The organism is Streptomyces sp. NPDC051364 (genome assembly GCF_040682115.1).
Classification (GTDB): domain Bacteria; phylum Actinomycetota; class Actinomycetes; order Streptomycetales; family Streptomycetaceae; genus Streptomyces.
Genome location: NZ_JBFBAH010000024.1, coordinates 58,296 through 83,420, shown reverse-complemented (window position 1 = coordinate 83,420; position 25,125 = coordinate 58,296). Strand labels below are relative to the sequence as shown.

22 protein-coding genes are annotated in these 25,125 nt (G+C 72.8%); 6 read left to right on the top strand and 16 right to left on the bottom strand.

Annotation, left to right across the window (positions count from 1 at the left end):
* The first annotated feature begins 187 nt into the window (after positions 1–187).
* The gene (locus AB0M76_RS33105; protein ID WP_365956447.1) at positions 188–2,923 is read left to right on the top strand and encodes a phosphodiester glycosidase family protein; all 2,736 of its coding nucleotides are present in this window, start codon (positions 188–190) and stop codon (positions 2,921–2,923) included.
* A 161-nt stretch (positions 2,924–3,084) separates the two neighbouring features.
* Here AB0M76_RS33105 and AB0M76_RS33100 read toward each other — a convergent pair whose 3' ends face one another.
* The 3 genes from AB0M76_RS33100 to AB0M76_RS33090 form a co-directional block, all read right to left on the bottom strand.
* Positions 3,085–5,082 carry an ABC transporter permease gene (locus AB0M76_RS33100; RefSeq protein ID WP_365956446.1) on the bottom strand — a complete coding sequence of 666 codons (1,998 nt, stop codon included), beginning with the start codon at positions 5,080–5,082 and terminating at the stop codon, positions 3,085–3,087.
* A gap of 150 nt (positions 5,083–5,232) precedes the next feature.
* Complete coding sequence (modA, locus tag AB0M76_RS33095; protein WP_365956445.1) at positions 5,233–6,051, bottom strand: molybdate ABC transporter substrate-binding protein; 819 nt, start codon at positions 6,049–6,051, stop codon at positions 5,233–5,235.
* A 112-nt stretch (positions 6,052–6,163) separates the two neighbouring features.
* Entirely contained in the window at positions 6,164–6,559 is a 396-nt protein-coding gene (locus AB0M76_RS33090) for a molybdopterin-binding protein (RefSeq protein WP_266631845.1), read from the bottom strand.
* Between the two features lie 134 nt (positions 6,560–6,693).
* Between AB0M76_RS33090 and AB0M76_RS33085 the strand changes: the two genes are divergently transcribed.
* Positions 6,694–7,095 carry an RNA-binding S4 domain-containing protein gene (locus tag AB0M76_RS33085; RefSeq protein ID WP_365956444.1) on the top strand — a complete coding sequence of 134 codons (402 nt, stop codon included), beginning with the start codon at positions 6,694–6,696 and terminating at the stop codon, positions 7,093–7,095.
* Between the two features lie 16 nt (positions 7,096–7,111).
* Here the strand turns inward: AB0M76_RS33085 and AB0M76_RS33080 are convergent, their stop codons facing one another.
* From AB0M76_RS33080 to AB0M76_RS33055, 6 genes are all read right to left on the bottom strand, one after another.
* Positions 7,112–7,519, bottom strand: a complete 408-nt coding sequence (locus AB0M76_RS33080; protein ID WP_365956443.1) for a PTS fructose transporter subunit IIA — start codon at positions 7,517–7,519, stop codon at positions 7,112–7,114.
* A complete protein-coding gene (dhaL, locus tag AB0M76_RS33075; RefSeq protein WP_365956442.1) occupies positions 7,516–8,136 on the bottom strand; it encodes a dihydroxyacetone kinase subunit DhaL in 621 nt (206 codons plus the stop codon). Before dhaL ends, AB0M76_RS33080 begins: the two co-directional genes overlap by 4 nt.
* A 42-nt stretch (positions 8,137–8,178) precedes the next feature.
* Positions 8,179–9,183, bottom strand: coding sequence for a dihydroxyacetone kinase subunit DhaK (gene dhaK, locus AB0M76_RS33070; RefSeq protein ID WP_365956441.1), 1,005 nt, complete (start codon positions 9,181–9,183; stop codon positions 8,179–8,181).
* Positions 9,184–9,298: 115 nt separating this feature from the next.
* On the bottom strand, positions 9,299–11,122 hold the full coding sequence (locus AB0M76_RS33065; RefSeq protein WP_365956470.1) for a glycoside hydrolase family 15 protein: 1,824 nt from the start codon (positions 11,120–11,122) through the stop codon (positions 9,299–9,301).
* A 47-nt stretch (positions 11,123–11,169) separates the two neighbouring features.
* Positions 11,170–12,750 (bottom strand): GMC family oxidoreductase, encoded by a 1,581-nt coding sequence (locus tag AB0M76_RS33060; RefSeq protein WP_365956440.1) that lies wholly within the window; start codon positions 12,748–12,750, stop codon positions 11,170–11,172.
* Between the two features lie 129 nt (positions 12,751–12,879).
* Positions 12,880–13,812, bottom strand: a complete 933-nt coding sequence (locus tag AB0M76_RS33055) for a cyclase family protein (RefSeq protein WP_365956439.1) — start codon at positions 13,810–13,812, stop codon at positions 12,880–12,882.
* Positions 13,813–13,968: 156 nt separating this feature from the next.
* Between AB0M76_RS33055 and AB0M76_RS33050 the strand changes: the two genes are divergently transcribed.
* Positions 13,969–14,922 carry a DUF389 domain-containing protein gene (locus AB0M76_RS33050; protein ID WP_365956438.1) on the top strand — a complete coding sequence of 318 codons (954 nt, stop codon included), beginning with the start codon at positions 13,969–13,971 and terminating at the stop codon, positions 14,920–14,922.
* Positions 14,923–14,936: 14 nt separating this feature from the next.
* On the top strand, positions 14,937–16,682 hold the full coding sequence (locus AB0M76_RS33045; RefSeq protein ID WP_365956437.1) for a cation:proton antiporter: 1,746 nt from the start codon (positions 14,937–14,939) through the stop codon (positions 16,680–16,682).
* A gap of 4 nt (positions 16,683–16,686) precedes the next feature.
* Here AB0M76_RS33045 and AB0M76_RS33040 read toward each other — a convergent pair whose 3' ends face one another.
* Genes AB0M76_RS33040 through AB0M76_RS33025 form a run of 4 tightly spaced genes read right to left on the bottom strand, consistent with a single transcriptional unit; the run spans position 16,687 to position 20,608 of the window.
* Positions 16,687–17,202, bottom strand: coding sequence for a gluconokinase (locus AB0M76_RS33040; RefSeq protein ID WP_365956436.1), 516 nt, complete (start codon positions 17,200–17,202; stop codon positions 16,687–16,689).
* A complete protein-coding gene (locus AB0M76_RS33035; RefSeq protein ID WP_365956435.1) occupies positions 17,199–18,251 on the bottom strand; it encodes a cytochrome d ubiquinol oxidase subunit II in 1,053 nt (350 codons plus the stop codon). The genes AB0M76_RS33040 and AB0M76_RS33035 overlap by 4 nt, the downstream gene beginning before the upstream one ends.
* Positions 18,248–19,720 (bottom strand): cytochrome ubiquinol oxidase subunit I, encoded by a 1,473-nt coding sequence (locus AB0M76_RS33030; protein ID WP_365956434.1) that lies wholly within the window; start codon positions 19,718–19,720, stop codon positions 18,248–18,250. The genes AB0M76_RS33035 and AB0M76_RS33030 overlap by 4 nt, the downstream gene beginning before the upstream one ends.
* A gap of 45 nt (positions 19,721–19,765) precedes the next feature.
* Positions 19,766–20,608, bottom strand: a complete 843-nt coding sequence (locus AB0M76_RS33025) for an SDR family oxidoreductase (protein ID WP_365956433.1) — start codon at positions 20,606–20,608, stop codon at positions 19,766–19,768.
* 276 nt (positions 20,609–20,884) lie between these two features.
* Here AB0M76_RS33025 and AB0M76_RS33020 point away from each other — a divergent pair, with 276 nt between their 5' ends.
* Positions 20,885–21,799 (top strand): aldose 1-epimerase family protein, encoded by a 915-nt coding sequence (locus AB0M76_RS33020; RefSeq protein WP_365956432.1) that lies wholly within the window; start codon positions 20,885–20,887, stop codon positions 21,797–21,799.
* 25 nt (positions 21,800–21,824) lie between these two features.
* On the opposite strand, the gene AB0M76_RS33015 is transcribed toward AB0M76_RS33020, so the two are convergent.
* Positions 21,825–22,340, bottom strand: a complete 516-nt coding sequence (locus AB0M76_RS33015; protein WP_365956431.1) for a universal stress protein — start codon at positions 22,338–22,340, stop codon at positions 21,825–21,827.
* A 148-nt stretch (positions 22,341–22,488) separates the two neighbouring features.
* Positions 22,489–22,776: a hypothetical protein gene (locus tag AB0M76_RS33010; RefSeq protein ID WP_365956471.1), complete on the bottom strand. Its 288-nt coding sequence runs from the start codon at positions 22,774–22,776 to the stop codon at positions 22,489–22,491.
* Between the two features lie 371 nt (positions 22,777–23,147).
* Between AB0M76_RS33010 and AB0M76_RS33005 the strand changes: the two genes are divergently transcribed.
* Positions 23,148–23,783: an alpha-ketoglutarate-dependent dioxygenase AlkB gene (locus AB0M76_RS33005; protein ID WP_365956430.1), complete on the top strand. Its 636-nt coding sequence runs from the start codon at positions 23,148–23,150 to the stop codon at positions 23,781–23,783.
* A 30-nt stretch (positions 23,784–23,813) separates the two neighbouring features.
* Here AB0M76_RS33005 and AB0M76_RS33000 read toward each other — a convergent pair whose 3' ends face one another.
* Complete coding sequence (locus tag AB0M76_RS33000) at positions 23,814–25,094, bottom strand: SUKH-4 family immunity protein (protein ID WP_365956429.1); 1,281 nt, start codon at positions 25,092–25,094, stop codon at positions 23,814–23,816.
* Positions 25,095–25,125: the final 31 nt, after the last annotated feature.

The following is a 25,125-nucleotide window of genomic DNA, read 5'->3' as shown; positions in this document are numbered from 1 at the left end:
CAGCGGATGCCCCGCTGACCTGCGGCGGGACACGTCCGAACCATGCCAGCCCGGCATCCGGCCGCCAAATCCTTATCCGGGCCCGGAGTGGGAGCCCGTGCCCCGTGTGGCCGGGCGAATGGCTGAAACCGCGGGGCGCGAACGGTCGTGCCCGCCCGGGGCGGGCCGAGTGGCCGATCCTGCCAGGGTGCTGAGCCTCCGTCCGCTGCTGCCCGTCCTGCTCGCCGTGGCCCTGGCCGGCCCCGCCGAGGCATCCGCCGCCGCGCAGGCCGACGGCATCGAGACCGCCCGTAGCGGCCGGCAGATCGCCCCCGGGATCCGCCTGGAGTCGTACGACCGGCTGGAAGCCGACCGCTGGCTGCGGATCGACGAGGTCCTCGTCGACCTCGGCGGACGCGGCGGCGTCCGCGCCGAGTACCTGGGCGGCCACGGACCGGCCACCGTCGCCGAGGCCGCCGCCCGCCACCCCGCAGGGCCCGGGCGGCGCGTGGTCGCCGCCGTGAACGGAGACTTCTTCGACATCCGCGGTACGGGCGCACCGCTCGGCCCCGGCCTGGGCGGCGGCCGGCTGCTGCACTCCGCGACCCCCGGGCCCGGCGCGGCCCCGGCCGTCGGATTCGGCGCCGACGGCATCGGGCGGGTCCTGCGCATCGCACTCGACGGGAGCGTCACCCTGCCCGGCGGGGCGGTGCGCCCGCTCGCCGGGTACAACGCGGCCCGGCCGCCCGCCGTGGGCCTCGCCGCGTACACCGCCGACTGGCCGGGGGCGGAACTGCCCGCCGTGGGCACCGCCGTGGCGGTCCGGGACGGCCGGGTCACGACAGCCGCCCCGCCGGTACGCAGCCCGGCCCGGCGGGAGCGCCCCGCACCCGGCACCACCGTGCTGACCGCCGCCGGCGGTGCGGCCGCTGCCGAACTCGCCGCCCTGCGCCCCGGGGACGCCGTGGCCGTCGCCGCCCGGGCCCTCGCGGACGCCGGACCGGTCCCGGTGGCGGCCGTCGGCGGGCGCGAGGCCCTCGTCGTGGCCGGCGTCCCGCAGAACCACGACGGCGAGCCGAACAACACCGCCGCCCCGCGCACGGCCGTCGGGTTCTCGCGCGACGGGCGGCGGCTGCGGATCCTCACCGTGGACGGCCGCCAGCGGGACAGCGGCGGCCTCACCCTGACCGCGCTGGGCCGCCTGATGCACCGGCTCGGCGCCGTCGAGGCCCTGAACCTCGACGGCGGCGGCTCCTCGACCCTGCTCGCCGGGCTGAGCGGGGCGACGGCGCTCGCGCTGGAGAACTCCCCGTCGGACGGGCGGCTGCGGCGGGTGTCCAACGGGCTCGTCCTCACGGCCCCGGCGGGCTCCGGCCGGACCGCCGGCTACCGGGTCGAACCCGTCGGCGGCACCACGGAGGACCTCACCCGGGTCTTCCCCCGGCTCACCCGGACCCTCACGGCCACCGGGTACGACGCGCTGCTGGGCCCGGCGCCGGGCGCGCCGGTGTGGTCGGCCGACGGGGCCGGCACGGTCGACTCCGCCGGGGTGTTCCACGCTGTGCGCCCCGGCCGTGCGACGGCGCACGCCCGGCGCACGACGGCGCACGGCGCGGTCCCGCAAGGCGAACTCCCGCAAGGCGAGCTCCCGCTCGAGGTCCTCGGCCCGCTGACCCGGATCCGGCCCACGCAGGCCCGGATCGGGCTCGCGGAGCAGGGGGAGAGCGCGGGATTCCGGCTGACCGGGTACGACGCGCAGGGCGCGGCCGCCGTCGTGGAACCCCAGGACGTGGCCCTGGAGTTCGACCGGTCGCGGTGGCGCGTCACCGACGACGGGCACGGGGGCTTCACCGTCACCGCCCTCGTCCCCAAGGCCACGGGCCGCCTGCGCGCCACGGTCCGGGCGGGTGGTGCTGCCGGGGCTGCCGGAGCGCCCGGCTCCGGCTCCGGCCTTACCACCGAACTTGCCCTGGGGGTCGGGCTGGTGACGTTCCCCGTCACCGATCTGGCCGACGTCGCCGACTGGACCGGGCCGGGCGCCTCCGCGGCCGAGGGGCATCCCGGTGCGGGGCTCGCCCTGGAGCTGACCGGGGCCGCGGCCCAGGGGAGCGCCGCCCCGCCCCGGCCCCTCCCCGTCCCGGAGCTGGCCCGTTCGCTCACGCTCTGGGTCGGCGGCGACGGCTCCGGGGCCCGGCCCGCGGTGGAGCTGGCCGACGCCGACGGGGCGGCCGTCACGGTGCGCGGGCCCGCCGTGGACTGGACCGGCTGGCGGGAGCTCACCCTGCCGCTCCCGGCCACCGCCGAGCCGCCGCTCAGCGTGACCCGGCTTTCGGCGGTCGGGGGGACGGGCCCCGGACGGCTGGCCCTCGACACGCTCGGCGCCCGGACCCCGCCCACGGGGCCCGCCGCAGCGCCCGTGGTCCGGGATCCGATCGTGGCCACCGAGGCCGGGGTCCGGGCGCGGCCCTGGCGGTTCGCCGTCGAGCCGGCCGGGGGGAGCCGGGCGGGGACCGGGGACGGCGGGGCCGACTTCGTGCTGACCGGCGCCGACCGCCCGGAGTTCGTGCACCGCGGCGTACGGTTTCTGCCGCTCGACACCACCCGGCCCACCTTGGGCGGCGGCGGTCTGGACCGGATGCGGGCCCTGCACAAGGCTCTGGCGGCCGCCGCCCGGGATCCGGCCACGGGCGCGCTGGCCGTCGTACGGGCGGATGCGCCGGACACCGTCGACCGCAAGGAAACGGCCTTGACGGCGCACCTGCTCGCCGAGTTCCGGCGCACCACCGGGAAGCGTGCCGCCGTGCTCACCCTCGGCGCCCCGGCCTTCGTGGCCGGCCGCTCCGAGGGCGTGCTGTCCGTCGCGGCCCCGCGCACCGGACGGACCCTGGTGGGCGTGGACGCCTTCGCCCGGCGGGACTGGCTCGCCGTCCGGCAGGCCCCCTGAGCGGTCTCGGGGAAGTGGGGCACGCCCCCGCGCCGCCCGGCACGGCACCTCGCGGCGTTGTCGTCGTGGCACCCGAGTACGCCCGGTACGGGGGCGCCGCTCCCCCTTGCGATGCACCGCACCGCACGACGCGGAAACGCACCCCACTTCCCCGAGGCCGCTTAGAGCTCCACCAGCGTGACCTCGGTCGCCTTCACGCTCGTCCACACCTTCGAGCCGTCGACCAGGCCCAGTTCGGCCGCGGCCTCCGGGGTGATCTCCGCGACCAGGTCGGGGGCCTCCGCCGAGCCGACCAGCACGCGCAGCCGGCTGCCGACCGCGGTGATCTCCCGTACGGAGCCCTGCCAGACGTTGCGGGGACTGCCCGTCGGGCGGTCGCGGTGCACGGACACCGCCTCGGGGCCGATGATCGCCAGTGCCCGGGACCCCTCGGGCAGCGCCTCCGCCACCACCAGCCGTCCCCCGGCGGCGAGTACGAGCCCGTCGGTCGACGCCGTGCCGGACCAGGCGTTGCGGCCGAGCATCCGGGCGACCCACGGGGAGCGCGGGTGGCGCGTGACCTCGGAGGGCGGGGCGTCCTGGAGGGTGCGCCCGTCGGCGAGTACGAGGACCCGGTCGGCCAGCGACACCGCCTCGACGGGGTCGTGCGTGACGATGAGGCAGACCCCGCCGAAGCCGGCCAGGTGTGTGCGCAGGGTGTGCCGAACGCGGGCCCGGGTGGTCTGGTCGAGGGCGGCGAGCGGCTCGTCGAGGAGCAGCAGGCGGGGCCGGGTGGCCAGGGCGCGGGCCAGGGCGACGCGCTGGGCCTGGCCACCGGACAGCTGGGCGGGCTTGCGGTGGGCGAGGTGGCCGACGCCGAGCCGGCCGAGCCACTGCTGCGCCTCGCGGCGGGCCTCGGCGCGCGGCACCCGGCGGGCGCGCAGCCCGTACGCGGTGTTGGCCAGCGCGCTCAGGTGCGGGAACAGCGCGCCGTCCTGCGGGACCCAGGCCACCTGGCGCTTGTGCGAGGGCAGCGCAGTGACGTCGGTGTCGCCGAGCCGGAGTTCGGCGTGGGCGCGCGGAGTGAGGCCGAGAAGGGCGCGCAGCAGGGTGGTCTTGCCGGCGCCGTTCTCGCCGACGACGGCGATGGTGGTACCGGGTTCGGCGTCGAGGGTGAGCTCGTTGAAGCCGGTGACGACGGCGTGCAGCGGCCAGCGGCCGTCGTCGTGGGGGGCGCCGGGCAGGTCGGAGGCCAGGTCGCCGGCGGCGGGCGTCGCGGAGGCCGGGCCGGCCGGTACCGGGGCTGTCGGTGTCCGCTCGGCTTCGAGGGCCGCGGCCGCCGCCTCCTCCGGCAGTTGCGGAGCCTCGGCGGGTGTACGGGCGACCGGGGTGCCGGTCCAGCGGCCGCGCAGGGCGATCAGTACCGCCATGGCGATCACGAGCAGCAGCAGGGACACGGAGGTGGCGGCTTCGGGCTGGTCCTGGAGCAGCAGGTAGACCTGGAGCGGCAGCGTCTGGGTGGTGCCGGGCAGGTTGCCGGCGAAGGTGATCGTCGCGCCGAACTCACCCAGCGCACGGGCCCAGGTGAGCGCGGCGCCCGCGATCAGGCCGGGCGCCACCATCGGCAGCGTCACGGTGAAGAACACCCGCACCGGCGAGGCGCCGAGGGAGGCGGCGGTCTCCTCGTAGCTCTGCTTGAGCCCGCCGAGCGCACCCTCCAGGCTGATCACGAGGAACGGCATGGCGACAAAGGTGGCCGCGACGACGGCGCCTGACGTGTGGAAGGGCAGCGTGATGCCGAACGTGCCCTCGAGCCAGGGCCCGAGCAGTCCGCGCCGCCCGAAGCCCAGCAGCAGCGCCACACCGCCGACGGTCGGCGGCAGCACCATCGGGAGCAGCACCAGCGAGCGGACGAAGGCCTTTCCCTTGAACGGGACACGGGCCAGCAGCCAGGCGAGCGGCACACCGAGGAGCAGCGAGAGACCGAGGGCCCACAGGGACACGAACAGCGAGAGGCGCAGGGCCTCGACCACACCGGGGCTGGTGAGGTGGGCGCCGAGTTCGCCCCACTCGGTGCGGGTGAGGATGCCGATGAGGGGCAGCAGCAGGAACGCGACGGCGAGCAGCGCGGGGAGCGCCAGGGTCACGGGGGGCCGGGTGCGGGTGCGGTGTCTGCTCATGTGGATTCCTGGCTGGAGCGTACGGGGGGACGGGTACGGGGGCCCGGGGGCCTGGCGGGCGACACGCCGAAAGGGACCGCCTGTCCCCCCGGACCAGGCAGTCCCTTTCGATCATTGCGGCTGCGGCTGCTTCTGTCGCTGCGGTGCCGGTTACGCCTTCTGGAAGCCCGCGTCCTGGAGGATCTTCTGCGCCTCGGGGGTGCTCAGCCAGGCCACGAACGCGGCCGCGGCGTCGGCGTTCTTGGACGCCTTGAGGGTGGCGGCCGGGTAGGAGGCCACGGCGTTCTCGGCGTCCGGGATGTCCACGACGGAGACCTTGTCACCGGACTTGATGGTGTCGGTCTTGTAGACGAGGCCGGCGTCGGCCTCACCGAGCTCGACCTTGCTCAGCACGGCGCGCACGTTGGGCTCCTGGGAGACCGGCTTCACCTCGATCTTCTGGGCGTCGAGGATCTGCTTGCTGTAGCGGCCGACCGGCACCTCGGGCGCGGCGAGCACGACCTTGATCTTGCTGTCGGCCAGGTCCTTCAGTTCGTCGACCTTGAACGGGTTGCCCTTGCCGGCCGCGATGACCAGGCGGTTCTTGGCGATGATCGACGCGTCGCCGGTCTCGGCCTTGAGGCCGTCCATCGTCTTGGTGTCGGCGGTGACCAGCGCGTCGGCCGGGGCTCTCTGCTTCACCTGGGCGGCGAGCTCCTGGGAGCCGGCGAAGGAGAAGGTGACCTTCGTGCCCGGGTGCGCCTTCTCGTACGCGGCACCCGCGGTCTTGAAGACGTCGGTGAGGGAGGAGGCGGCGAGGACGGTGAGGTTCGCGGCCTTGGGCTCGGCGGACGCCGAGGCGGAAGCCGATGCCCCGGTGTCGGCGGCGGCCTTCTTGTCGCTGCTGCCGCAGGCGGACAGCGCGGGTACGAGGAGGGCGGCGGTCAGCGCGGCGGCAACGGCACTGCGGCGGTTCAGGATCGGGGACATGAGCTGGTGCTCCTCGGTCGGGTCGGCGGCCGGCCGGGTGCCGGGACCGCGGGGTGGTGACCCGCGCCGGTGACGGGCGGAGCGGGTGGGGACGCGTACTGGTGCCGGACGGTCAGGTGCGGTCGATGTGCACACTGGTGGACTTCACGCGGGCGGTGGCCTGCATGCCGACCTCCAGTCCGAGCTCCTCGACGGCCTCACGGGTGAGGAGGGAGACCAGGCGGTGGGGACCTGCCTGGATCTCGACCTGGGCGGCCACGTCTCCGAGCTTCACGGCGGTGACGATGCCGGGGAAGGCGTTGCGGGCCGAGGTGTACGGCTCGTCGTCCTCGGTGTGGGCGCCCTGTCCCACCTCTACGGAGAAGGCGGCCAGGTCGCGGCCGTCGATCAGTCGCCGGCCGGCGTCGTCGCGATGGGTCGCGACCCGGCCGGCGTCGGCCCAGCGGCGGGCGGTGTCCGGGCTGACGCCCAGCAGGCGCGCCGCCTGTCCGATGGTGTAGGACTGCATGTGCGACAAGGTAGGGGCACCTGTCCCGCATTTGCAATTCCATTGGAATGATGTACATGGCAGATGCCATGCTTCTTGGCGAATCTGCCAAAATCCATTCCGTTCCGGCCGGACCCGCTCGCTAAAGTCTTGGTATGGCTGATGAAGTAACGGGAACGGGAACGGGCGCGGAAACGGGAACGGCGCGGGTGGACGCCTGGATCTGGTCGGTCCGCCTGACGAAGACCCGCTCGGTCGCGGCGACCGCCTGCAGGGCGGGCCATGTGAAGGTCAACGGTGAGCGCGCGAAGCCGGCGCAGGCGGTGCGGGCGGGGGACGAGGTACGACTGTTCCACGCAGGGCGTGAGCGCATCGTCGTCGTCAAGCGGCCGGTGACGAAGCGGGTCGGTGCCCCGGTGGCCGCGGAATGCTTCGTCGACAACAGCCCGCCGGCGCCGACGCGCATCGAGGCCGAGGTGGTCGGCGTCCGCGACCGCGGCACGGGCCGCCCCACGAAGCGCGACCGCCGCGAGATCGAATCCCTCCGCCGGCGCTGACGGGCCCGCCCGCAGGTCAGGCCTTGCGGTAGGTGTAGGCCTCCTCTGCGGCCGCGGCCACGGCGTCCAGGGGGGCGCCCGCGGAGGCGGCGACCACCGCCGCCACCGCGCCCTCCAGGAACGGCGCGTCCAGCAGCCGGGCCCCCGGCGGCAGTTCGTCCTCCACCAGCAGCGCCTTCACCGTCAGCACCGAGCTGCCCAGGTCCGCCAGCAGTGCGACCCCCGCCCCCCGGTCCACCTCGTGCGCGGCCGCCACGACGCGCTCCGCGCTCGTGCCCAGGCCGCCGTCCGCCGTGCCGCCCGCCGCCGCCACCGGGACGACCGGCCCGCCCGCCGCCAGGCCCCGCGCCAGGTCCGCCACGGACTGCGCGACCACCGCGCTGTGCGACACCAGCACGATCCCGACCACCGCCGGCGCGCTCATGCGGCGTCCGCCGCATCCGCCGCATCGGCCGTGTCCGCGAGAGCCGCCACCAGCAGGGCCGACGAGGTCGCCCCCGGGTCCTGGTGCCCGATGCTCCGCTCGCCCAGGTAGCTGGCCCGCCCCTTGCGGGCCAGCATCGGCACCGTCGCCCGGGCGCCGCCCCCCGCCGCGTCCGCCGCCGCCCGGTACGAGGTGCTCAGCGCCGCCACCCCCGGCACCAGCGCGTCCAGCATCGTCTTGTCGCCCGGCGCCGCCCCGCCCAGCTGCGCCACCGCGCCCACCCCCGCGTACAGGGCCTTGCGCACCTCCTCGTCGGAGACCTCGGCGGCCTCCCCGAGGTCCTTGCCCGTGCGCCGCAGCAGCGTCCCGTACAGCGGGCCCGACGCGCCGCCGACCGTCGAGATCAGCGTCCGCCCCGCCAGTTGCAGCACCGCCCCGGGCGTCGCGGCGGGGTCCGTCTCCAGGGCCGCCCGTACCGCGGTGAAGCCACGCAGCAGATTGCTCCCGTGGTCGGCGTCCCCGATGGGGGAGTCGAGCTCGGTCAGCCGGTCCGCCTCGCGCTCCACCGCGGCCCCGGCGGCCGTCATCCAGCGCCGGAAGAAGTCTGCGTCACGCAATTCCGTCTCCTCACCTTGTCCGCACCTTGTCCGCTCACCTTCTCAGCAGCCCCACCGCAGCGCCGCCGTCCGGACCGGCGCGTCCCACAGCCGCAGCAGTTCCTCGTCGACGCGGCACAACGTCACCGAACACCCCGCCATGTCCAGGGAGGTGACGTAGTTCCCGACCAGCGTCCGCGCCACCGGTACCCCGCGCTCCGCCAGCACCCGGGCGACCTCCGCGTGGAATCCGTACAGCTCCAGCAGCGGCGTCGCCCCCATGCCGTTGACCAGCGCCAGCACCGGCCCGTCCGCCGGCCCCAGCTCCACCAGCTCCTCCAGTACGGCGCCCACCGCGATCTCCGCGATCTCCCGCGCCGGCATCATGGCCCGCCGCTCGCGGCCCGGCTCGCCGTGGATGCCGATCCCCAACTCCAGCTCCCCGTCGGGCAGGTCGAACGTCGGGCTGCCCTTCGCCGGGGTCGTGCACGCGCTGAGCGCCACCCCGAAACTGCGGGAGGACGCGTTCACCTGCCGGGCGAGCGCCGCGACCCGCTCCAGCGGGGCGCCCTCCTCGGCGGCCGCACCGGCGATCTTCTCGACGAACAGCGTCGCCCCGGTGCCGCGCCGCCCCGCCGTGTAGAGGCTGTCGGTGACGGCCACGTCGTCGTTCACCAGGACGCGCTCCACCCGCAGGCCGTCCTCCTCGGCGAGTTCGGCGGCCATCTCGAAGTTCAGCACGTCCCCGGTGTAGTTCTTGACGACGAACAGCACCCCCTGCCCGGAGTCCACGGCCGCGGCCGCCCGCAGCATCTGGTCGGGCACCGGCGAGGTGAACACCTCTCCCGGGCCCGCGGCCGACAGCATCCCGTACCCCACGAACCCGGCATGCAGCGGCTCGTGGCCGGACCCGCCCCCGGACACGACCCCGACCCTGCCCCCGTCCCGCACGTCCCGCCGTACGACGACCCGCCGCTCGACGTCGACGTCCAGCTCGGGATGCGCGGCCGCCATGCCCCGCAGCGCATCGGCGACGACGGTCTCGGGACTGTTGATCAGCATCCGCATGTCTGTCTCCTGATCGGGTCGACCGGTGAGCCTCCGGGTGGTGGGCCCGAGGGCGACGGTAGAGCAGCCCGTTGCCCGGGACCAGGCCGCGGTGTCCGGCGGGGACGGCTGCGGGTCAGCGCCGGACGGCGTCGAGCGCCTCGTTCAGAGTGGTCGCGGCCATGATGAGCGACAGGTGGGTGAAGGCCTGGGGGAAGTTGCCGAGTTGCTCGCCACTGGGGCCGATCTCCTCGGCGAACAGACCGACATGGTTGGCGTACGTGTGCATCTTCTCGAAGGTGTAGCGGGCCTGCGGCAGCCGACCGGCACGGGCGAGGGCGTCGACGTAGAGGAACGTACAGAGGCTGAACGTTCCTTCCGAGCCGCGGAGGCCATCGGGGGAGGCCGCGGGGTCGTAGCGGTAGACGAGGCTGTCGGAGACCAGGACACGGTCCATGGCGTCGAGAGTGGACAGCCAGCTCGTGCTCTTCGGCGCGAGGAATCCGACCCGGGGAATCAGGAGCAGCGAGGCGTCCAGGACGTGGCTGCCGTAGTGCTGGACCAAGGAGTGCTCCTTGTCGCTCCAGCCGCGTTCCATCACCTGTTCGAGGATGTCGTCGCGGGCCTTGGTCCACATGGCGGCGTTGGCCGGCCGGCTGAACTCGGCGGCGAGCTTGAGGCCGCGGTCGAAGGCGGCCCAGCACATCACGCGGCTGTAGGTGAAGTCCTGGCGGCCGCCCCGGGTCTCCCAGATGCCCTCGTCGGGCCGGTCCCAGGAGTCGGCGAGCCAGTCCAGGCTCCGCGCGAGGGCCTTCCAGCCCTTGTAGTCGGCCTGTACGGCGACCGCGCGGCCCTCGGACAGGGCGTACAGCGCCTCGCCGTAGATGTCGAGCTGCAACTGGTCCATCGCCGCGTTCCCGGCCCGCACGGGGTACGAACCCCGGTAGCCCTCGAAGTGCTCCAGGATCTCCTCGGTCAGGTGGGGGTCACCGTCGACCCGGTACATGATCTGGAGGGGCTCGCCGTCCGGACCCTCATGGGCGCGCAGCCGGTCACCGAGCCAGTGGGTGAAGCGGGTGGCCTCCTCCACGAAGCCGAGGTCGAGCAGGGCCCGCACCGACAGGGATCCGTCCCGCACCCAGGTGTAGCGGTAGTCCCAGTTGCGCTCGCCGCCGACCTGTTCGGGAAGGCCCATGGTGGCGGCGGCCACCGGTGCGCCGGAAGGGGCATAGGTGAGGAGCTTGAGCGTGATGGCCGAGCGGTACACCATCTCCGCCCAGCGGCCGTGGTAGCGCGACGTCCGCACCCACTTCTGCCAGTAGTCGACCTGCTCCCAGAGCTCCTCGGTGATCCGGTCGGCGTTCGGCGGCTCGGGCGCCGCGCTGCCCTCCCCGTCGGTGGTGAACACCGCTGCCGCCTCCTCGCCCGCCTTCAGCGTGATCGAGGCCCGGACGTCCTGCCCGTCGCGTTCGAGGGGGAACGTGGCCTGCAGGAACCCCGTCACCCCGGGCGCCCGGAAGGTCGCCTCGCCCTTGTCCTCGTCCAGGTCGAGCCGGTGGGCCGCCCGTGCGTAGTCGAACCGGGGGCGGCATTCGAGGGCGAAGCGCACGGTGCCGCGCACCGTGCGGATCACCCGCACCAGGGTGTGCCGGTCCGACGGGAACAGGCGCTGGTGGACCGGCATGTAGTCGATGGTCTCGCCGACGCCGTCGGGAGACATGAAGCGGGTCACCACGACCGCGGTGTCCGGGTAGTAGAGCTGCCTCCAGGTGCCCTCGGGGCTCTCGGGCGCGAGGAGGAAGTGCCCGCCCTTGTCGTGGTCGAGCAGCGCGGCGAAGACGCTGGGGGAGTCGAATCGTGGCGCCGCGAACCAGTCGACCACTCCCTTGGACGACACCAGAGCTGCGGTCTGCAGGTCCCCCACGAGTCCGTGGTCGGCGATGGGCGGGTAGCGGTCCATCATTCTTCTCCTCAGGACGCCTCGGCGGTGAACCGCCCGGGTCCCGGTCAGTGCAGTCGCCCCGCGAGGTGGTCTCCGACGCGCAAGGCGTTGGCGATGGCCGTCAGCGAGGGATTGACCGCGCCGATGCTCGGGAAGAAGCTCGTGTCGACCACGTAGAGGTTGTCGAGGTCGTGGGCCTTGCAGTTGACGTCGAGAGCGGAGCTCTGCGGGTCGCGGCCGAAGCGGACGGTGCCGGCCTGATGCGCCGTGGCGCCGATGGGCATGCCCTTGTGCAGGTAGATGCTGTGCGACAGCAGATGGTGCTCGTGCATGCCCAGGTGGCCGAGCATGCCCTGCAGTTTGTGCCGCAGCCGCTCCAGCCCGGCGATGTTGTTCTTCTCGTCGAGGGCGAGGTGGATCCCGCCGTCCCCGTCGAGGGTGACGCGGTTGTCCGGGTCCGGCAGGTCCTCACCGCACAGCCAGAAGTCGACCGCGTGATGGGCGAGCACCTCGAAGGGCATGTCCGGGGTGACGGCACCGGCCCAGCGGGGTGCCTCGCCGTGGATCTGCTCGGAGTCGGACTTGCCGAGCATCTGGATGCCGCCGAGAGGGTAGTCCCAGTCGTCGCTGCCCAGGTACCAGTCGTGCAGCGCCAGCGTCTTCTGGAACCTGGTGTCGTTCGGCTCCTTGGACACCGCCATCAGGGCCAGGTTGTTGTGCCGCATGTAGTGCCGGCCGACCACGTCCGAGCTGTTGGCCAGGCCCTGAGGGTGCCTCTCGTCGGCCGAACGCAGCAACAGAACGGCGGAGTTGACGGCCCCGCAGGCCACCACCACGATGTCGGCGGCGAACCGGACGGTCGAGCCGTCGCCCAGTTCCGCGACGACCGAAGTGACACTCCGCCCGGTGGCGTCCGTCTCGAGCCGGCGCACGTCGGCATGCGTGATCAGCTCGACGTTGGCGTGTTCCAGGGCCGGGTCCACGCAGATGACCTGGGCGTCCGACTTCGCGCCGACCAGGCAGGGGAAGCCGTCGACGCGGTCGCAGCGGATGCAGGCGCTCCCGTGCGTTGCCCGCCCCTGGTCGTCCTGGACGAGGTTCACCCCGATCGGAAGATGGAAGGGGCGCAGGCCCTGCTTCTCCAGATCGTCGCTCAACTGCTGGATGCGCGGCTCGTGTTGCACGGGCGCATAGGCGTACTGGGCGCTGGCCGGCCCCTCGGTGGGGTCCTCGCCGTGCCGCCCGTGGACGAGGTAGAGGTGCTCGGCCTGCGTGTAGTACGGCTCCAGGTCGCCGTAGTCCAGCGGCCAGGCGGGAGAGACGCCGTCATGGTGGCGCAGTTCGCCGAAGTCCTCGGGGCGCATGCGGAAGAGCGCGGCGCCGTAGAACTTGGTGTTCCCGCCGACGTAGTAGTTCACCTCGGGCGGGAACCGGTCTCCGTGCTTGTCGTACCAGAACTCCGGTGCGCGGTACTTCCCTTTGACGAAGACCGCGGTCGAGTCCCAGTTGTCCCGTTCGCGCGGCAGGTAGTCGCCGCGCTCGAGAAGCAGGATCCGTTTGCCGGTGGGCGCCAGGCGGTGGGCGAGCGTGCCGCCGCCGGCGCCTGTGCCGATGATGATGACGTCGTACTCCCGAGCCTCGGGCATGCAGGCCACCTCCCCGGAGCACGATCTGCTCCTGTCGGGTGAGTTGGGGTCCGTATCGCATCTACAACGTAGCTCCGGAGGGGATGCCCAGCGAATCGGGCGGGCCGGAACGCCGGGATGCCCGGCCGGTCACAGGATCGCGAGGGGATTGACGGGAGAACCGGTCGCCGTGGGCAGCCGTAGTGGCGCGATCACGCAGAGGAACGACCAGCGGCCCTCCCGTTCGCAGAGGGGGGCCAGCTCCTCGAACTGCAGGTAGTCGAGCAGGTGCAGTCCCATCGCATGGATGGCGAGTACGTGCACCGGGAACGCGACGCTCGGCGCGGCACTGGGAGCCGTGTCGTTGTTGCCGTCACTGCCGAGCACGGCCACCTGGCGGTCGGCCAGGAAGCGCAGGGCGGCCGGGTGGAGTCCGGCCCGCGCGCCGGCCGAGTCCCAGGCGCCGAGCTCCTCACGCCGCCGCCGGTGCCCGACGCGTACGAGGAGGATGTCGCCCCTGCCGACCCGCAGCCCCTGCCGCGCTTCGGCGGCAGCAAGGTCCTCGGCGGTCACGTGCGATCCCGGTTCGAGCCAGGGGGTGCCGTGCAGGCGCGGGATGTCCAGGAGCACTCCCCGGCCCACGATGCCGTTGCGGGCGAGGTCGATGGACAGAGCCCCGGCTCCGTCCGGGGAGAGTACGTCCGCGGCAGGAACGCCGCCGTGCAGGGTGCCCTCGTAGATGACGTGGCAGAGGGCGTCGATGTGGCTGTCGACGTCGCCGTGGATGTTCATGGCGATGCGGTCCCGGGCGAACTGCAGGCCGCCCGGGACCGGGGCGCCGGCGATGGGTGCGGTGAGCCGGTGTTCCGCCGGTTCGGCGTTGTCCGGTCCCTCGCGGGTGTTCACGGGCGCGGCGAGCGAGACCGTGCGGCCGGAGCGGACCTCGCTGACGGCGGCCAGCGTCTGTGCGGGGGTCAGGGTGCCCAGAGCTCCCAGGGGTGCGGCACCGCCGGGTGCCGTACGGCGTAGTTCACGATAGAGCGACCGGAAGCCGGCCTCGCTCATCCCGTCGGGCGTACCCATGTCCTCACCATCCGGCACACCCGCTGCTCGCGCGCGCCGAACGGTGCGCCTGGCCGCATCCGATTTGCCGAGCTTCCGGGCCGCCGCGTTAATGGACGAGCGGCCTGTCCGGGCCCGACGCACCCGTGCGCCTCCCTCTCACACGCGGAGATTCGCTTGGACATGCTGCACGTCCGGGCCGTGAGCCCGCCGGACCTCACGGGACGTGTCATGGCCCTGTTGAGCGCCCAGCCGTGTGTCCTCAACCTCTCCCTGCAGCCCGACAGCGTACGAAACCCCGACGGCGACGCCATCGTGTGCGATGTCCTCACCGGAGTCGCCAACGAGGTACTGCGCGGGCTGCGCGACCTCGGACTCGAACGGCGGGGGTCCATCGTTCTCGACCCGGTCGACACGGCCTTCTCCGATCACGCGGCCAGAGCCGGGGCCGAGGTGCTCGGGTCCAGGCTGCGCGTGCCGGTATGGGAGCAGGTGGAGGCCCGGATCCGGGCCGAGGGGCGGTACCCCCCGAGCTTCTACCTCTTCATGGTCATCGCCGGTGTCATCGGTGCGGTCGGCATCATCACCAACTCGCAGATCCTCATCGTCGCGGCCATGGTGGTCGGTCCGGAGTACGGAGCCGTCACCAGCGTCGCCCTGGGCATCGACCACCGTTCCCGGTCACCCATCCGGCAGGGCCTTGCGGCGCTGCTCGCGGGCTTTCTGCTGGCCGTGGCCGCCACCTTCCTGTTCGGCCTGTTCGTCCGCATCTTCGGCCTCCAGTCGCAGGCCTTCGAGCTCGGGATCAGGCCGGTGTCGAACCTGATCAATACACCCAATTTCTTCTCTGCGGTGGTGGCCGTGCTCGCCGGGATCGTGGGCATCGTCTCGCTGACCGAAGCCCGCACCAGCGCACTGCTCGGCGTCTTCATCTCGGTGACCACCATTCCGGCGGCAGCCGACATCGGGGTCTCGTGCGCGTTCGCCAGCTGGGACGAGGCCTTGGGATCCTTGTTCCAACTGCTGCTCAACATCGTCGTACTGATCCTGGTCGGAACCGGGACGCTCAAGGTGCAGCGGGCGATGTGGCGGCGTGTCAGTGCGCACCGGAACCGGCGAACCGGGCCGTGAACGCAGCCGCTGCCTTGTCGGAAGACCAGGTGTTCACGGGCCTCGGACTGATCGTCGTCCTGGCCGTGGGATCCCAGCTGCTGGCGAGCCGGCTGCGCATCCCCGCGCTGATCGTCCTGCTGCCGGTCGGATTCACCGCCGGCGCGCTGACCGGTGACGTGAACCCCGAGGAACTGCTCGGAGCCGCCTTCTCCCCGCTGGTCTCGCTGGCCGTCGCGGTGATCCTCTACGACGCCGGGCTCGGCCTGGACCTGAAGCGGTTCAGGGCGCACACCCGCCGGGTCGTGGTGCGGCTGATCTGGTTCGGCGGGCTGCTCACCGCAGGGTCGGCGGCGCTGCTCGCCGGCGTTCTGCTGGGGATGTCGGGCGGTGCGGCCGTGATGCTCGGGGCCATCCTGATCGTGTCCGGCCCCACGGTCGTCGGACCGCTGCTCAACTTCGTACGTCCAACGGAACGGCTGCAGCACATCCTCATCTGGGAGGGCACGCTCATCGACCCGGTGGGAGGCATCCTTGGGGCACTCGTCTTTCACGGCGTGGTGGCCGGGAACAGCAGCGGTTTCGGCAGCAAGGTGGTGGAGTTCACCACCAGTGCCGCTGTGGGCCTGGCCGGCGGCATCGTGGGGACCGTGGTGCTCATGCTGCTGCGCAGGCTGCGGCCGGGGGCGGTGCTGGGAACCACGGTCCAGCTGGCCGCGGTGATCGGTGTGGCGGCGGCCTGCAATGTGATCCGGGACGACACGGGCCTGATCGCCGCCGTTCTGATGGGGCTGGCCGTGGCGAACCTGCCCGGCGCCGAGACGGGCGCCCGCAATCCGTTCTTCGAGACCCTGGTGCATCTGGTCATCGGACTCCTGTTCATCTCCATCTCGGCCACGGTCAGCCCAGCCTCGCTGCGGCACGTGGTGCTGCCGGCCCTCGGCCTCGTCGCGGTCCTGGTCCTGGCCGTCCGGCCGCTCGTGGCGGCCGTCGCATCGCTCGGTACGGATCTGACCCGCGGGGAGCGCGGATTCCTGGGATGGATGGCGCCGCGCGGCATCGTGGCCGCGGCCACCGCCTCGACGTTCTCGGCCACGCTGGCCGACAAGGGCGTGGGTGGCGCCTCGAAGATCCTTCCCGCCACGTTCGTGGTGATCGTGGTGACCGTCACGCTCTACGGGCTCACCGCCGTGCCGGTCGCGAAGCGGTTGGGTGTCGTGCGCCCGTCGCGCTCCCGGCCGCTGCTCGTGGGCGGTGATCCCTGGGTGGTCGATCTCGGACTGGCCCTGCGGTCGGCCGGGCTGGAGGTCGTCATGTGGGCGGGGCACGACGCGCAGCGGGACCGGATCAGGGCCGCCGGGCTCGAACTGGCGCCGGGGGAGCTGTTCGCCGCGGCCACCGGCTCGGGCGCCGAGCTGGAGGGCCTCACCGGCGTCCTGCTCCTCACCGACGAGGGCGACTTCAACGCCCTGGCCTCCATGAACCTCCAGGGCAGCGTGGAGGGCTCGGTGTACCGCCTGGGGCCGGCGACCGACACCCAGGGCGTCGTCGCCCCGTACACCGGCAGCCAGGTGCTCTTCGATCCCGTGCTGACCGGAGCCGAGCTGTCCCGCCGCTACGACCGGGGCGCCCGCCTCGTCACGCGTCGCCTCGAGGGACCCGTCCCGGCCGGACACCATCTGCTGTTCCTGGTGCGTGCGGACGGCACACTGCTGCCCGTCACCCGGACCGGCGGTCCCGTGCCGCGATCCGGGGACATCGCCGTACTCCTGGGCGGTTGAATCCTCAGCGGGCCGGCCCCCTGCCGAAGCCCGCGACGGCGCGACGCGCCCGAGCCATGGTGACCTCGGGGCCGGCGGTGGCGTCGACGGTCGCGCCGGGCTCGTCGGGTTCAAGCGGTTCCAGGATCTCGAACTGCGAGTCGACCAGGCGCGGCGGCATGAAGTGGCCCGTCCGCCGGGAGACCCGGGCCCGGGCGGTGTCGCGGTCCAGCGCCAGGTACAGGCACCAGACGCCCGGGGCGGCCCCGCGGAGTTCGTCGCGGTACGCGCGCTTGAGGGCCGAGCAGGCGACGACCAGCCGCCGGCCCGACCGGGAGGACTGCCGTATCCGGTCCGAGAGCGTACGCAGCCACGGGGCGCGGTCCGCGTCGTCCAGGGAGCGGCCGGCGGCCATCTTGGCGATGTTCGCGGCGGGATGGAGGTCGTCACCGTCCAGGAACGCCCCACCGAGTCCCTCGGCCAAGGCCCTGCCGACGGTGCTCTTCCCGGCACCCGCCACGCCCAGCACCACCACGATCACCGGTCCGTGCCCGGATCCCGGTTCGTGGCTGTCCGCCGCAGGTCGTTCTCGGCGAGAGGCTGCAGGGTGCCGCTGGTGTCCAGCCGGTAGAGCAGGACCAGCGGCGGTCCGACGAGCACCATCGCGATGACCGTGACCAGGAGCAGCCAGCGCAGTGTCGTCGACGCGCCGGCCGCCTGGTCCACGGTCAGCGAGGTGGGGATGAGATACGGCCGCTGGGCCAGCCCCCAGGCGACCACGACGAGGGCGACGCTGCCGACCGCCGTGATCCTCGCCCAGCCCGTGGCCGTGCGGTACAGCAGCCCCGCGGTGGCCACGGCGCTGACGACGGCCACCAGGACGACGGCCAGGCCGATGCCGCTGGTGAGGCCGTCGTAGACGTAGCGCGCGTCGTGGTGGGTGACGGCGAGGCCGACGACGGCCAGGACGGCGATGACCCCGAGGCTGCACCAGGCGCGCAGCCGGAAGTAGTGGACGAGGTCGGGGGCGTCGAAGCGGCGGGCGTCGGCGGTGAGGAACACCGCGCCCAGGAAGGCGGTCGCGGCGACGGTGAGCAGCCCGGCGAGTACGGAGGTGCCGTTGGACCACGCGTCGGCGGACGCCTCCGTCCCCGGCGCGACCCGGCCCGTGGCCAGGCCTCCGACCACCGCTCCGAGGAAGAAGGGCACCAGGAGGGAGGACACGGCGAAGGCGGCGCCGTAGATCCTGCGGCGCGCGAGGCGTGTCATGGGCTTGCGGAGGGCGAAGCCCGCACCGCGCAGGACGAGCCCGACGGCCGCGAGCGCCAAGGGGAGCCACATGGCGGTGAAGACCGTCTGGAACAGGACCGGAAAGCCCGTCCACATGATCACCAGGACGAAGATGAGCCAGACGTTGTTCGTCTCCCAGACGGGCTCCATGGCGTGGTCGATCAGCCACCGGGGCCGCTTGCCCCGTTCGGCGCCGCCCGCGAACAGATCCCAGAACCCGGCTCCGTAGTCGGTCCCGCCCGCACACGCGTAGGCGGCCACCGCGGCCAGCAGCACCCAGGCCACGACGTCCTGGATCATTGCTCTCCTCCGTCACCGCGTGCAGTGCCGTGATCCGGTGCGGCCGCGGTCGTCGTCCGGCGGGGCCCGTAGGGGGTGTCGCCTTCCGGAGTGCCGGCAGCGTGAGCGTCGCCCTGTTGTTCATCGGCGGCCCGCCAGCGGGTGCGCATCTTGAGCAGGACGCCCAGGAAGGTGCCGAAGATGAGTGTGTAGACCACGATGACGATGCCGAGCATCGCCCACAACGACGACGCCCGGGTGTCCGTGACGGCTTCGGACACCCGCATGTTCTCGTAGACGATCCAGGGCTGGCGACCCACTTCGGTGGTGATCCAGCCGCATTCCACCGTCACCAGGCAGGCCGCCCCGGCCACGGCGGCGCACCGGAAGAACCACGGTGAGCGCGGCAGGTCGCGGCGCCGCAGCCAGCACCAGCCGTACCAGAGCGCGAGCAGGACGAGCAGGCTACCGATCGTCACCATGATGTCGAACGCCCAGTGGGCGATCGTGGCCTGGGTCGCCGTCGGGCGGTCGCTCGCGGGGACCGACGACAGACCCGTCACCTGGGTGTCCGGGCTGAAACCGGCCAGGATCGAGTCCAGTTGGGGGATCTTGATCCCGCCGGAGATCGAGCCGTCGGGATGCAGGCGTCCGAACATGTACTCGGGTACGTGTGTGTCGGTCTTCCAGACGATCTCGGTGGCGGCGAACTTCACCGGCTGCTTGTGGAAGACCGAGCGGGCGATGGAGTCCCCGAGCATGAACTGCACGGGGGTGAGGATCGCGGCGACGGTGAACGGCACGGTGAAGCCGAGCCGGTGGTAGTGGTCACGCCGGCCGCGCAGCCAGCCGACCGCGTACACCCCGGCCACGACATAGCCCGCCGTGAGGACGACCCCTGCCACGAAGTGCCAGTACTCGGGGCCGAACATCGGCGTGAAGATCGCCTTGCGGATGTTGACGTCCACGGGGTTGCCGCCCGCGTCGAGCGAGAAACCGCGCGGCGTGTTCATCCAGGAGTTCGCGGCGATGATGCCGAACGCCCCCAGCAGCGCCGTCAGCGGCAGGGGCACACCCAGCCAGAAGTGCGTCCACGGCTTCAGCCTTCGCCAGCCGTAGAGGTAGATGGCGATGAGGATCGCTTCGAGGAAGAACGCCCACGCCTCGACCCCGAATCCGAGGCCGAAGACATCGCCCCACCTGCCCATCAGGCCCGGCCAGAGCAGGCCGAACTCGAAGGAGAGCACGGTCCCGGTGACGATGCCGATGGCGAACTGCACGGCCATGACCGCCGACCAGCGCCGCGCGAGCAGCAGGGCGACCGCGTCGCCCTTGCGCAGCCCGCGGTAGTGCATCAGCAGGGTGATGGCGGGCAGAGCCACGCCGAAGGGCACGAGCAGGATGTGCGAGGCCAGGGTGAAGGCCATGAGCTCGCGGGCGGGGAGCAGCTGCGGAGGGGTGTCCGCCATGATTGCGATCGCGCTGTTCATGTGAGCCTTAGCAGTTCGGGCCGGACGGCTGAAGGACTGCGGGCCTCAGCCGCCGGTGGCGAACCCGGGGAACAGGGTCATGCCTCCGTCCACGTAGATCGTCGTCCCCACGACGTAGTCGAGCAGGTCGGAGGCGAGGACGGTCACCGCGTTCGCGATGTCCTCGGGGTCGCCGACGCGGCGGTACGGGATGAGCCGCAGCAGGTCGGCCTCGGCCTCGGGGGTGTCCCAGGCGCTGCGGTTGATGGGCGTGCGGATCGCACCCGGAGCGACGGCGTTCACCCGGATCCGGTGCGGGGCGAGCTCCTGTGCGAGCGTGGTCATGAGCATCTGTACGCCGCCCTTGGAGGAGGCGTAGTTCACGTGCCCGGCCCAGGGGATGATCTGGTGCACCGAGCTCATGCAAATGATCTTCCCCGCGGAGCGGGACACCTCCGGTACGACGCCGCGGCGCAGGAATTCCTTGGTCGCCTCGCGGGCGCACAGGAACTGACCGGTGAGGTTGACGTCCAGTACCTTGCTCCACTGGGCCATGGTCATGTCGGTGACTGCGGCGTCCCGCTGCAGACCGGCGTTCGCGACCATGACGTCGATGGTCCCGAACTCCTGGACCATCCGGGCCACCATGTCGACGACCTGGTCCTCCTGCGACACGTCGCCCTCGTGCGCGTAGGCGCGGACCCCGAAGCCCTCGATCTCCCGCACCACCTCTTCCGCGGCGTCCTGCCCGGAGACGTAGTTCACGACCACGTCGGCGCCCGCCCGTCCGAGTCCGATCGCGGTGGCCTTGCCGATGCCGGAGTTCGCCCCCGTCACCAGGGCCTTCTGCCCCTTGAGGACCTGCGGAACAAGAGGCGTTCGACTGCCGTCACTGCTGCTGGCTTCCACTGAAACGCTCCCTGGGTGCTGACGGGGACACGAAATCCGCGCCACAACGAGAGCACTGCGGCATGGACACGGCCCGGTGGCACGACTGCCGCTGACCCATTGGAGTGCTTGCCCGAGCCGAACGGCTCAACGGAGGCTCGCGGGACAGGCTGACGCATGCGCGCCCACGGCGAGGGACGCCCCGCCGAGGTGCGATGCAATCCCCACGGTGATGGAATGGAACCACCCGGTGTGCGGGATCCCGAACCCTGACCGCCACCGGCGAGGATGGCGAACATGCTTCGGACGGGTGCCCAGTTCCGGCTGACCTGTGGTCCGCAGACCGCCGTCGTCGTGGAGTTGGGCGGCGCCCTGCGCCACTACTCCGTCGCCGAGCGCCTGGTCGTCGACGGTTTCGACGCCGACGACCCGATCGAGGGCGGACGCGGACAGCTCCTCCTGCCGTGGCCCAACCGGATCGGAGACGGCCGGTACCGGTGGCAGGGGCAGGAACTGCAGCTGCCCGTCAACGAGATCGAACACGCCAATGCCATCCACGGTCTGCTGCGCTGGACGTCATGGCAGGCGGTGGAGCAGGCGGACGGCCGCGTGGTGCTGGCGACCACGCTCTGGCCGCAACCCGGCTACCCGTTCCACCTGGTGGCGCGGGCGGAGTACGCACTCGACAGCCATGGCATGACGGTCACGATCACCGCGCGGAACGTCGGCGACACCCCCGCGCCGTACGGAGTCGGTCAGCACCCGTATCTCGCGGTGGGACCCGGGACGGTCGACGCCATGCTGCTGACCGTTCCCGCCCGGACCTGGCTCCGCACCGACGACCGCGGGCTGCCCGTCGCGTCCGAGCCGGTCTCGGGGACGCCCAATGACTTCGGCGCGCTGCGGCCGATCGGCCCGCAGCGGCTGGACACGGCCTTCACGGACCTGCGGCGGGAGGCGGACGGGCGTGCCGTCGTACGTCTTGCCGAGCCGTCCGGCGCGTACGGTACCGATCTGTGGCTCGGTGAGGGGGCGGACTTCGTGCAGGTGTTCACCGGGGACACCCTGTCCGAGCCGCACCGGCGCCGGAGCGTCGCCGTGGAGCCGATGAGCTGCGGCCCCGACGCCTTCCGCTGCGACACCGCGCGCGTGCGTCTCGAACCGGGGGCTCGGCACACGCTGCAGTGGGGGCTCGCACCCTGGCCGGGGTAGCGACCGACCCGACCGGCCGGATCGCTCATTCGGCGAGCTCGCGCGCGTCCAGCGGCAGCCGCCACACGTTGCGCCGGTGGACGGCGTCGAGTTCTGCCTGGAGCGGGGACGGCGGCACGGTCAGTACGGGGCAGGGCGCGTGCGCCAGGCAGTAGCGGGCCACCGAGGGCCGCAGCAGGCGGCGTATCGGGCCGCGCGCTCCCGTACCCACCACGAGCAGGTCCCCGGGGCCGTCCACCGCGTCCACGAGGGCCGCCCCGGCCGTGGCCCGTACGGCGTGGCCCTCGAGGGTCACCCCCGGGCCGCCCGCGCCGAACGCGGTGTCGAGGGCCAGCCGCAACCGCTCCACGGCCGCGGACCGGGCGGCGGCCGTCAGCGCGGCGCCGGCCGGGCCGCGGCTGCCGACGTCGCCGCCCGGACCCTGCCAGGCCAGGACCACCCACAGCTCCGCACCCCGTCCCCGGGCCTCGCCGGCGGCCCGGTGCAGGGCCGTCAGGCTGCCGGAGCTCCCGCTCACACCGACCACGACTCTGTGCCGCACTGCGCCCCACCCCTCATCCGGTCTGCTGCCGCCGCCCATACAAGCGCCGGTCGGGCGGGGCCGGGTAGGTCCGCTGACGGGTTCCTGATGCGGAAGCCGCGAACCATGACGGGTTCCTGATGCTGCTGCTCGGCTTCGAGGGCCGACGTCAGCCGGCGTGGACGTGGGGGCGGCGGTTGCGGTCGGGTTCGGCCGCGCGGATGACCTCGCGGGTGACGGGGGCGACCTCGCCCTGGCCGAAGAGGAAGAAACGGAGGAAGTTGGCCATCGGGTTGCCCTCGGTCCACTCGAAGTAGATGTGCGGCCGCTGCCCGGTCGAGGTTCCGCCCTCGCCCGGCTCCTCCTCCGGCCGATGGCCCGACCTGTGCTTCGTCTGGTCGGTCAGGCCTTCCAGGAGCCATGCCCGAAGGCGGCTCGGCCGGGCGGGGGTGGCCATCGCGGGTGCTCCTTCGTACAGCTTGGACCGGCCATCGGTGCGACGGCTGGGCAAGCGTACGGAACCCGGTCATTCGTACACGCGCGCGTTCCGATGCTGACGGGCCCTCGACGCTGTCGCGCGGCAGGCTGCTCCGGTTGGCTGGAGAGGCGTGATCCGGCCCGAACCCGGCTCCCACCTGCGCAGACGCGAGGTCGTGATCACCGCTGCCGACGGGCGCCCGGGCTCGCGGCCGCGACCGGTCTTGACGGCTCCTTAACGGCTCTCTAGCGATATCTTGACGGGCCGCTCGCGGGGGGAGCGGGCGCGGACGGTGGGTCGTGCGACCATTGAATCGAGCGTATGTTCGAGTGAAGCGTTACGATAGATCCGTGCGTACGATCCCCGGCCTCCAGGGCTCCCTCTTCGACCAGGGCGACGAGATCCATCTCGGCCCGCTCTCGGACCTGCGCCGCACCCCGCTCGGCTCCGGCGCCTGGGTGGACCATCTGCCCGGCTGGCTCTCCGGCGCCGACACGCTGTTCGAGCGGCTGGCCGAGGACGTGCCGTGGCGGGCCGAGCGCCGCCAGATGTACGAGCGCGAGGTCGACGTACCCCGCCTGCTCGCCTTCTACGACGAGGGGGAGCCCCTGCCGCACCCGGCGCTCACCGAGGCCCGCTCCACGCTGACCCGGCACTATGCCGCCGAGCTCGGGGAACCCTTCGCCACCGCCGGGCTCTGCCTCTACCGCGACGGCCGGGACAGCGTCGCCTGGCACGGGGACCGCATCGGCCGGTCCGCCACCGAGGACACCATGGTCGCGATCGTCTCGGTCGGCGACCCCCGCGATCTCGTCCTCCGCCCCCGCGACGGCGGCCCCACCCAACTGCGCCTGCCCCTGGGGCACGGCGACCTCGTCGTGATGGGCGGCTCCTGCCAGCGGACCATGGAACACGCGGTGCCGAAGTCCAGCCGCGCCGTCGGCCCGCGCATCAGCATCCAGTACCGCCCGCGCGGCGTCCGCTGAGCCGGGTCCGGGCCGCCGGCCGCGCCGCGGTCAGTAGCCGTAGACGCTCAGTTCCGTGATGGCCGCGAAGACGTGCTCCCAGACCGCGGCGCCGGGCTCTTCGGGGTCGTCGGACTCCAGGACGTCCGGCTCGAGCTTCCCCACCTCGCAGAGGAAGGAGCCGTAGCCGTTTTCCTCCGGATACGGGTCCCAGCACGCCCCCATGAACCGGCGCACCGCCTCCAGGAGGCGTACGAACGTCTCCGTGTCCCGGGCGAAGGGGAACGGCCCCTGGTCCTCGCGGACCAGCGACACCGCGCCCGTCTCCGGGTGGAGGAGCACGTAGCCCTCGTCGGCGTAGCCCAGCTCGAACGTCCCCAGGTGCATGAGCCCTCCGAAGTCGACTTCGGACTCAGGCTCCCCGGGTCCCTCCTCGGTCCAGGCGAGCTCGAACGAGGTCACGCCCGCCGCCCAGTGGCGCGGCAGGCCCACTGTGCTGATCAGCTTCCGGGTCGGGAGGTGGGTCAGCTCCGCGGGCAGCCGCGCCTCCGGTACGCGGACCGTCCAATCGGCGCCGAACACCGCCTCCACGCGGGCCGCGTCCAGCGGAGTCTCGCCCGGCTCCGGGCCTGCGAACCACGGATTGCCCGCACCTTCGTCCCACGAGGAGGTGTCGGCGCCGCCGGTGGGCCAACCGGTCGCCGCCACCACCTCGTTGCGCTCCACCACCACGATCCCGCGGGCCTCGGTGAGCAGGAATCGGCCCCCGCCGAGGGGCGTGGGGTCCTCCCAGGTGCCGGGGCAGTGCAGGGCCCAGGCCTCCTCGTCCGGGGCGAAGAGGAACGGCTCCTCCTCGGGCTCCGCCGAGCGCCGGGTGAACTCCTCGGCGTCGGGCGCCGGGCACGGCTCGCCCGTGCCCAGATCGAACCAGCGCTCCTCGGTCCACAGCGACCAGACCTTCAGCAGGCTCCGGCCGTCCGGCCCGTCGAAGACACCGGCCGAGGCGTCCCCGCTGAGGTTCGGCTCGGCCCGGAAGGCCCCGACGGGCCGCCACCAGGCCCATACGGTCCGCCACGGCATGCCGGGCTCGGCCGCGGCGACCTGCTCCGCGTACGCGTCGTGCCCCAGCACCTTCGCTGCGAAGTGCAGCCAGGAGCCGAACTCCGCCCGCGACACCTCCGCGTACCCGAACACGGCCTCGGCCTGGGTGAAGACCTCACGGCCGGCCCCGCCGCCGGCCTCGGGGCCGGGCCACTCCCGTATGCGGGCGGCTCCGGCCTCCAACAGGGCGGCGGGCGAGGAGAACAGGGCGTCAAGGTCTTCACGAGGCATACCGACCATGGTGCCGGAGGCCACTGACAGT

What these genes read in the sequence shown, in the direction of transcription:
- AB0M76_RS33010 (WP_365956471.1), bottom strand. Translation starts at nt 22,776, where the DNA reads ATGGCCACCCCCGCCCGGCCGAGCCGCCTTCGGGCATGGCTCCTGGAA.
- modA (WP_365956445.1), bottom strand. Translation starts at nt 6,051, where the DNA reads ATGTCCCCGATCCTGAACCGCCGCAGTGCCGTTGCCGCCGCGCTGACC.
- AB0M76_RS33060 (WP_365956440.1), bottom strand. Translation starts at nt 12,750, where the DNA reads ATGCCCGAGGCTCGGGAGTACGACGTCATCATCATCGGCACAGGCGCC.
- AB0M76_RS33035 (WP_365956435.1), bottom strand. Translation starts at nt 18,251, where the DNA reads ATGATCCAGGACGTCGTGGCCTGGGTGCTGCTGGCCGCGGTGGCCGCC.
- dhaK (WP_365956441.1), bottom strand. Translation starts at nt 9,183, where the DNA reads ATGCGGATGCTGATCAACAGTCCCGAGACCGTCGTCGCCGATGCGCTG.
- AB0M76_RS33030 (WP_365956434.1), bottom strand. Translation starts at nt 19,720, where the DNA reads ATGAACAGCGCGATCGCAATCATGGCGGACACCCCTCCGCAGCTGCTC.
- AB0M76_RS33080 (WP_365956443.1), bottom strand. Translation starts at nt 7,519, where the DNA reads ATGAGCGCGCCGGCGGTGGTCGGGATCGTGCTGGTGTCGCACAGCGCG.
- AB0M76_RS33100 (WP_365956446.1), bottom strand. Translation starts at nt 5,082, where the DNA reads ATGAGCAGACACCGCACCCGCACCCGGCCCCCCGTGACCCTGGCGCTC.
- AB0M76_RS33065 (WP_365956470.1), bottom strand. Translation starts at nt 11,122, where the DNA reads ATGGACCGCTACCCGCCCATCGCCGACCACGGACTCGTGGGGGACCTG.
- AB0M76_RS33085 (WP_365956444.1), top strand. Translation starts at nt 6,694, where the DNA reads ATGGCTGATGAAGTAACGGGAACGGGAACGGGCGCGGAAACGGGAACG.
- AB0M76_RS33020 (WP_365956432.1), top strand. Translation starts at nt 20,885, where the DNA reads ATGCTTCGGACGGGTGCCCAGTTCCGGCTGACCTGTGGTCCGCAGACC.
- AB0M76_RS33055 (WP_365956439.1), bottom strand. Translation starts at nt 13,812, where the DNA reads ATGGGTACGCCCGACGGGATGAGCGAGGCCGGCTTCCGGTCGCTCTAT.
- AB0M76_RS33000 (WP_365956429.1), bottom strand. Translation starts at nt 25,094, where the DNA reads ATGCCTCGTGAAGACCTTGACGCCCTGTTCTCCTCGCCCGCCGCCCTG.
- AB0M76_RS33090 (WP_266631845.1), bottom strand. Translation starts at nt 6,559, where the DNA reads ATGCAGTCCTACACCATCGGACAGGCGGCGCGCCTGCTGGGCGTCAGC.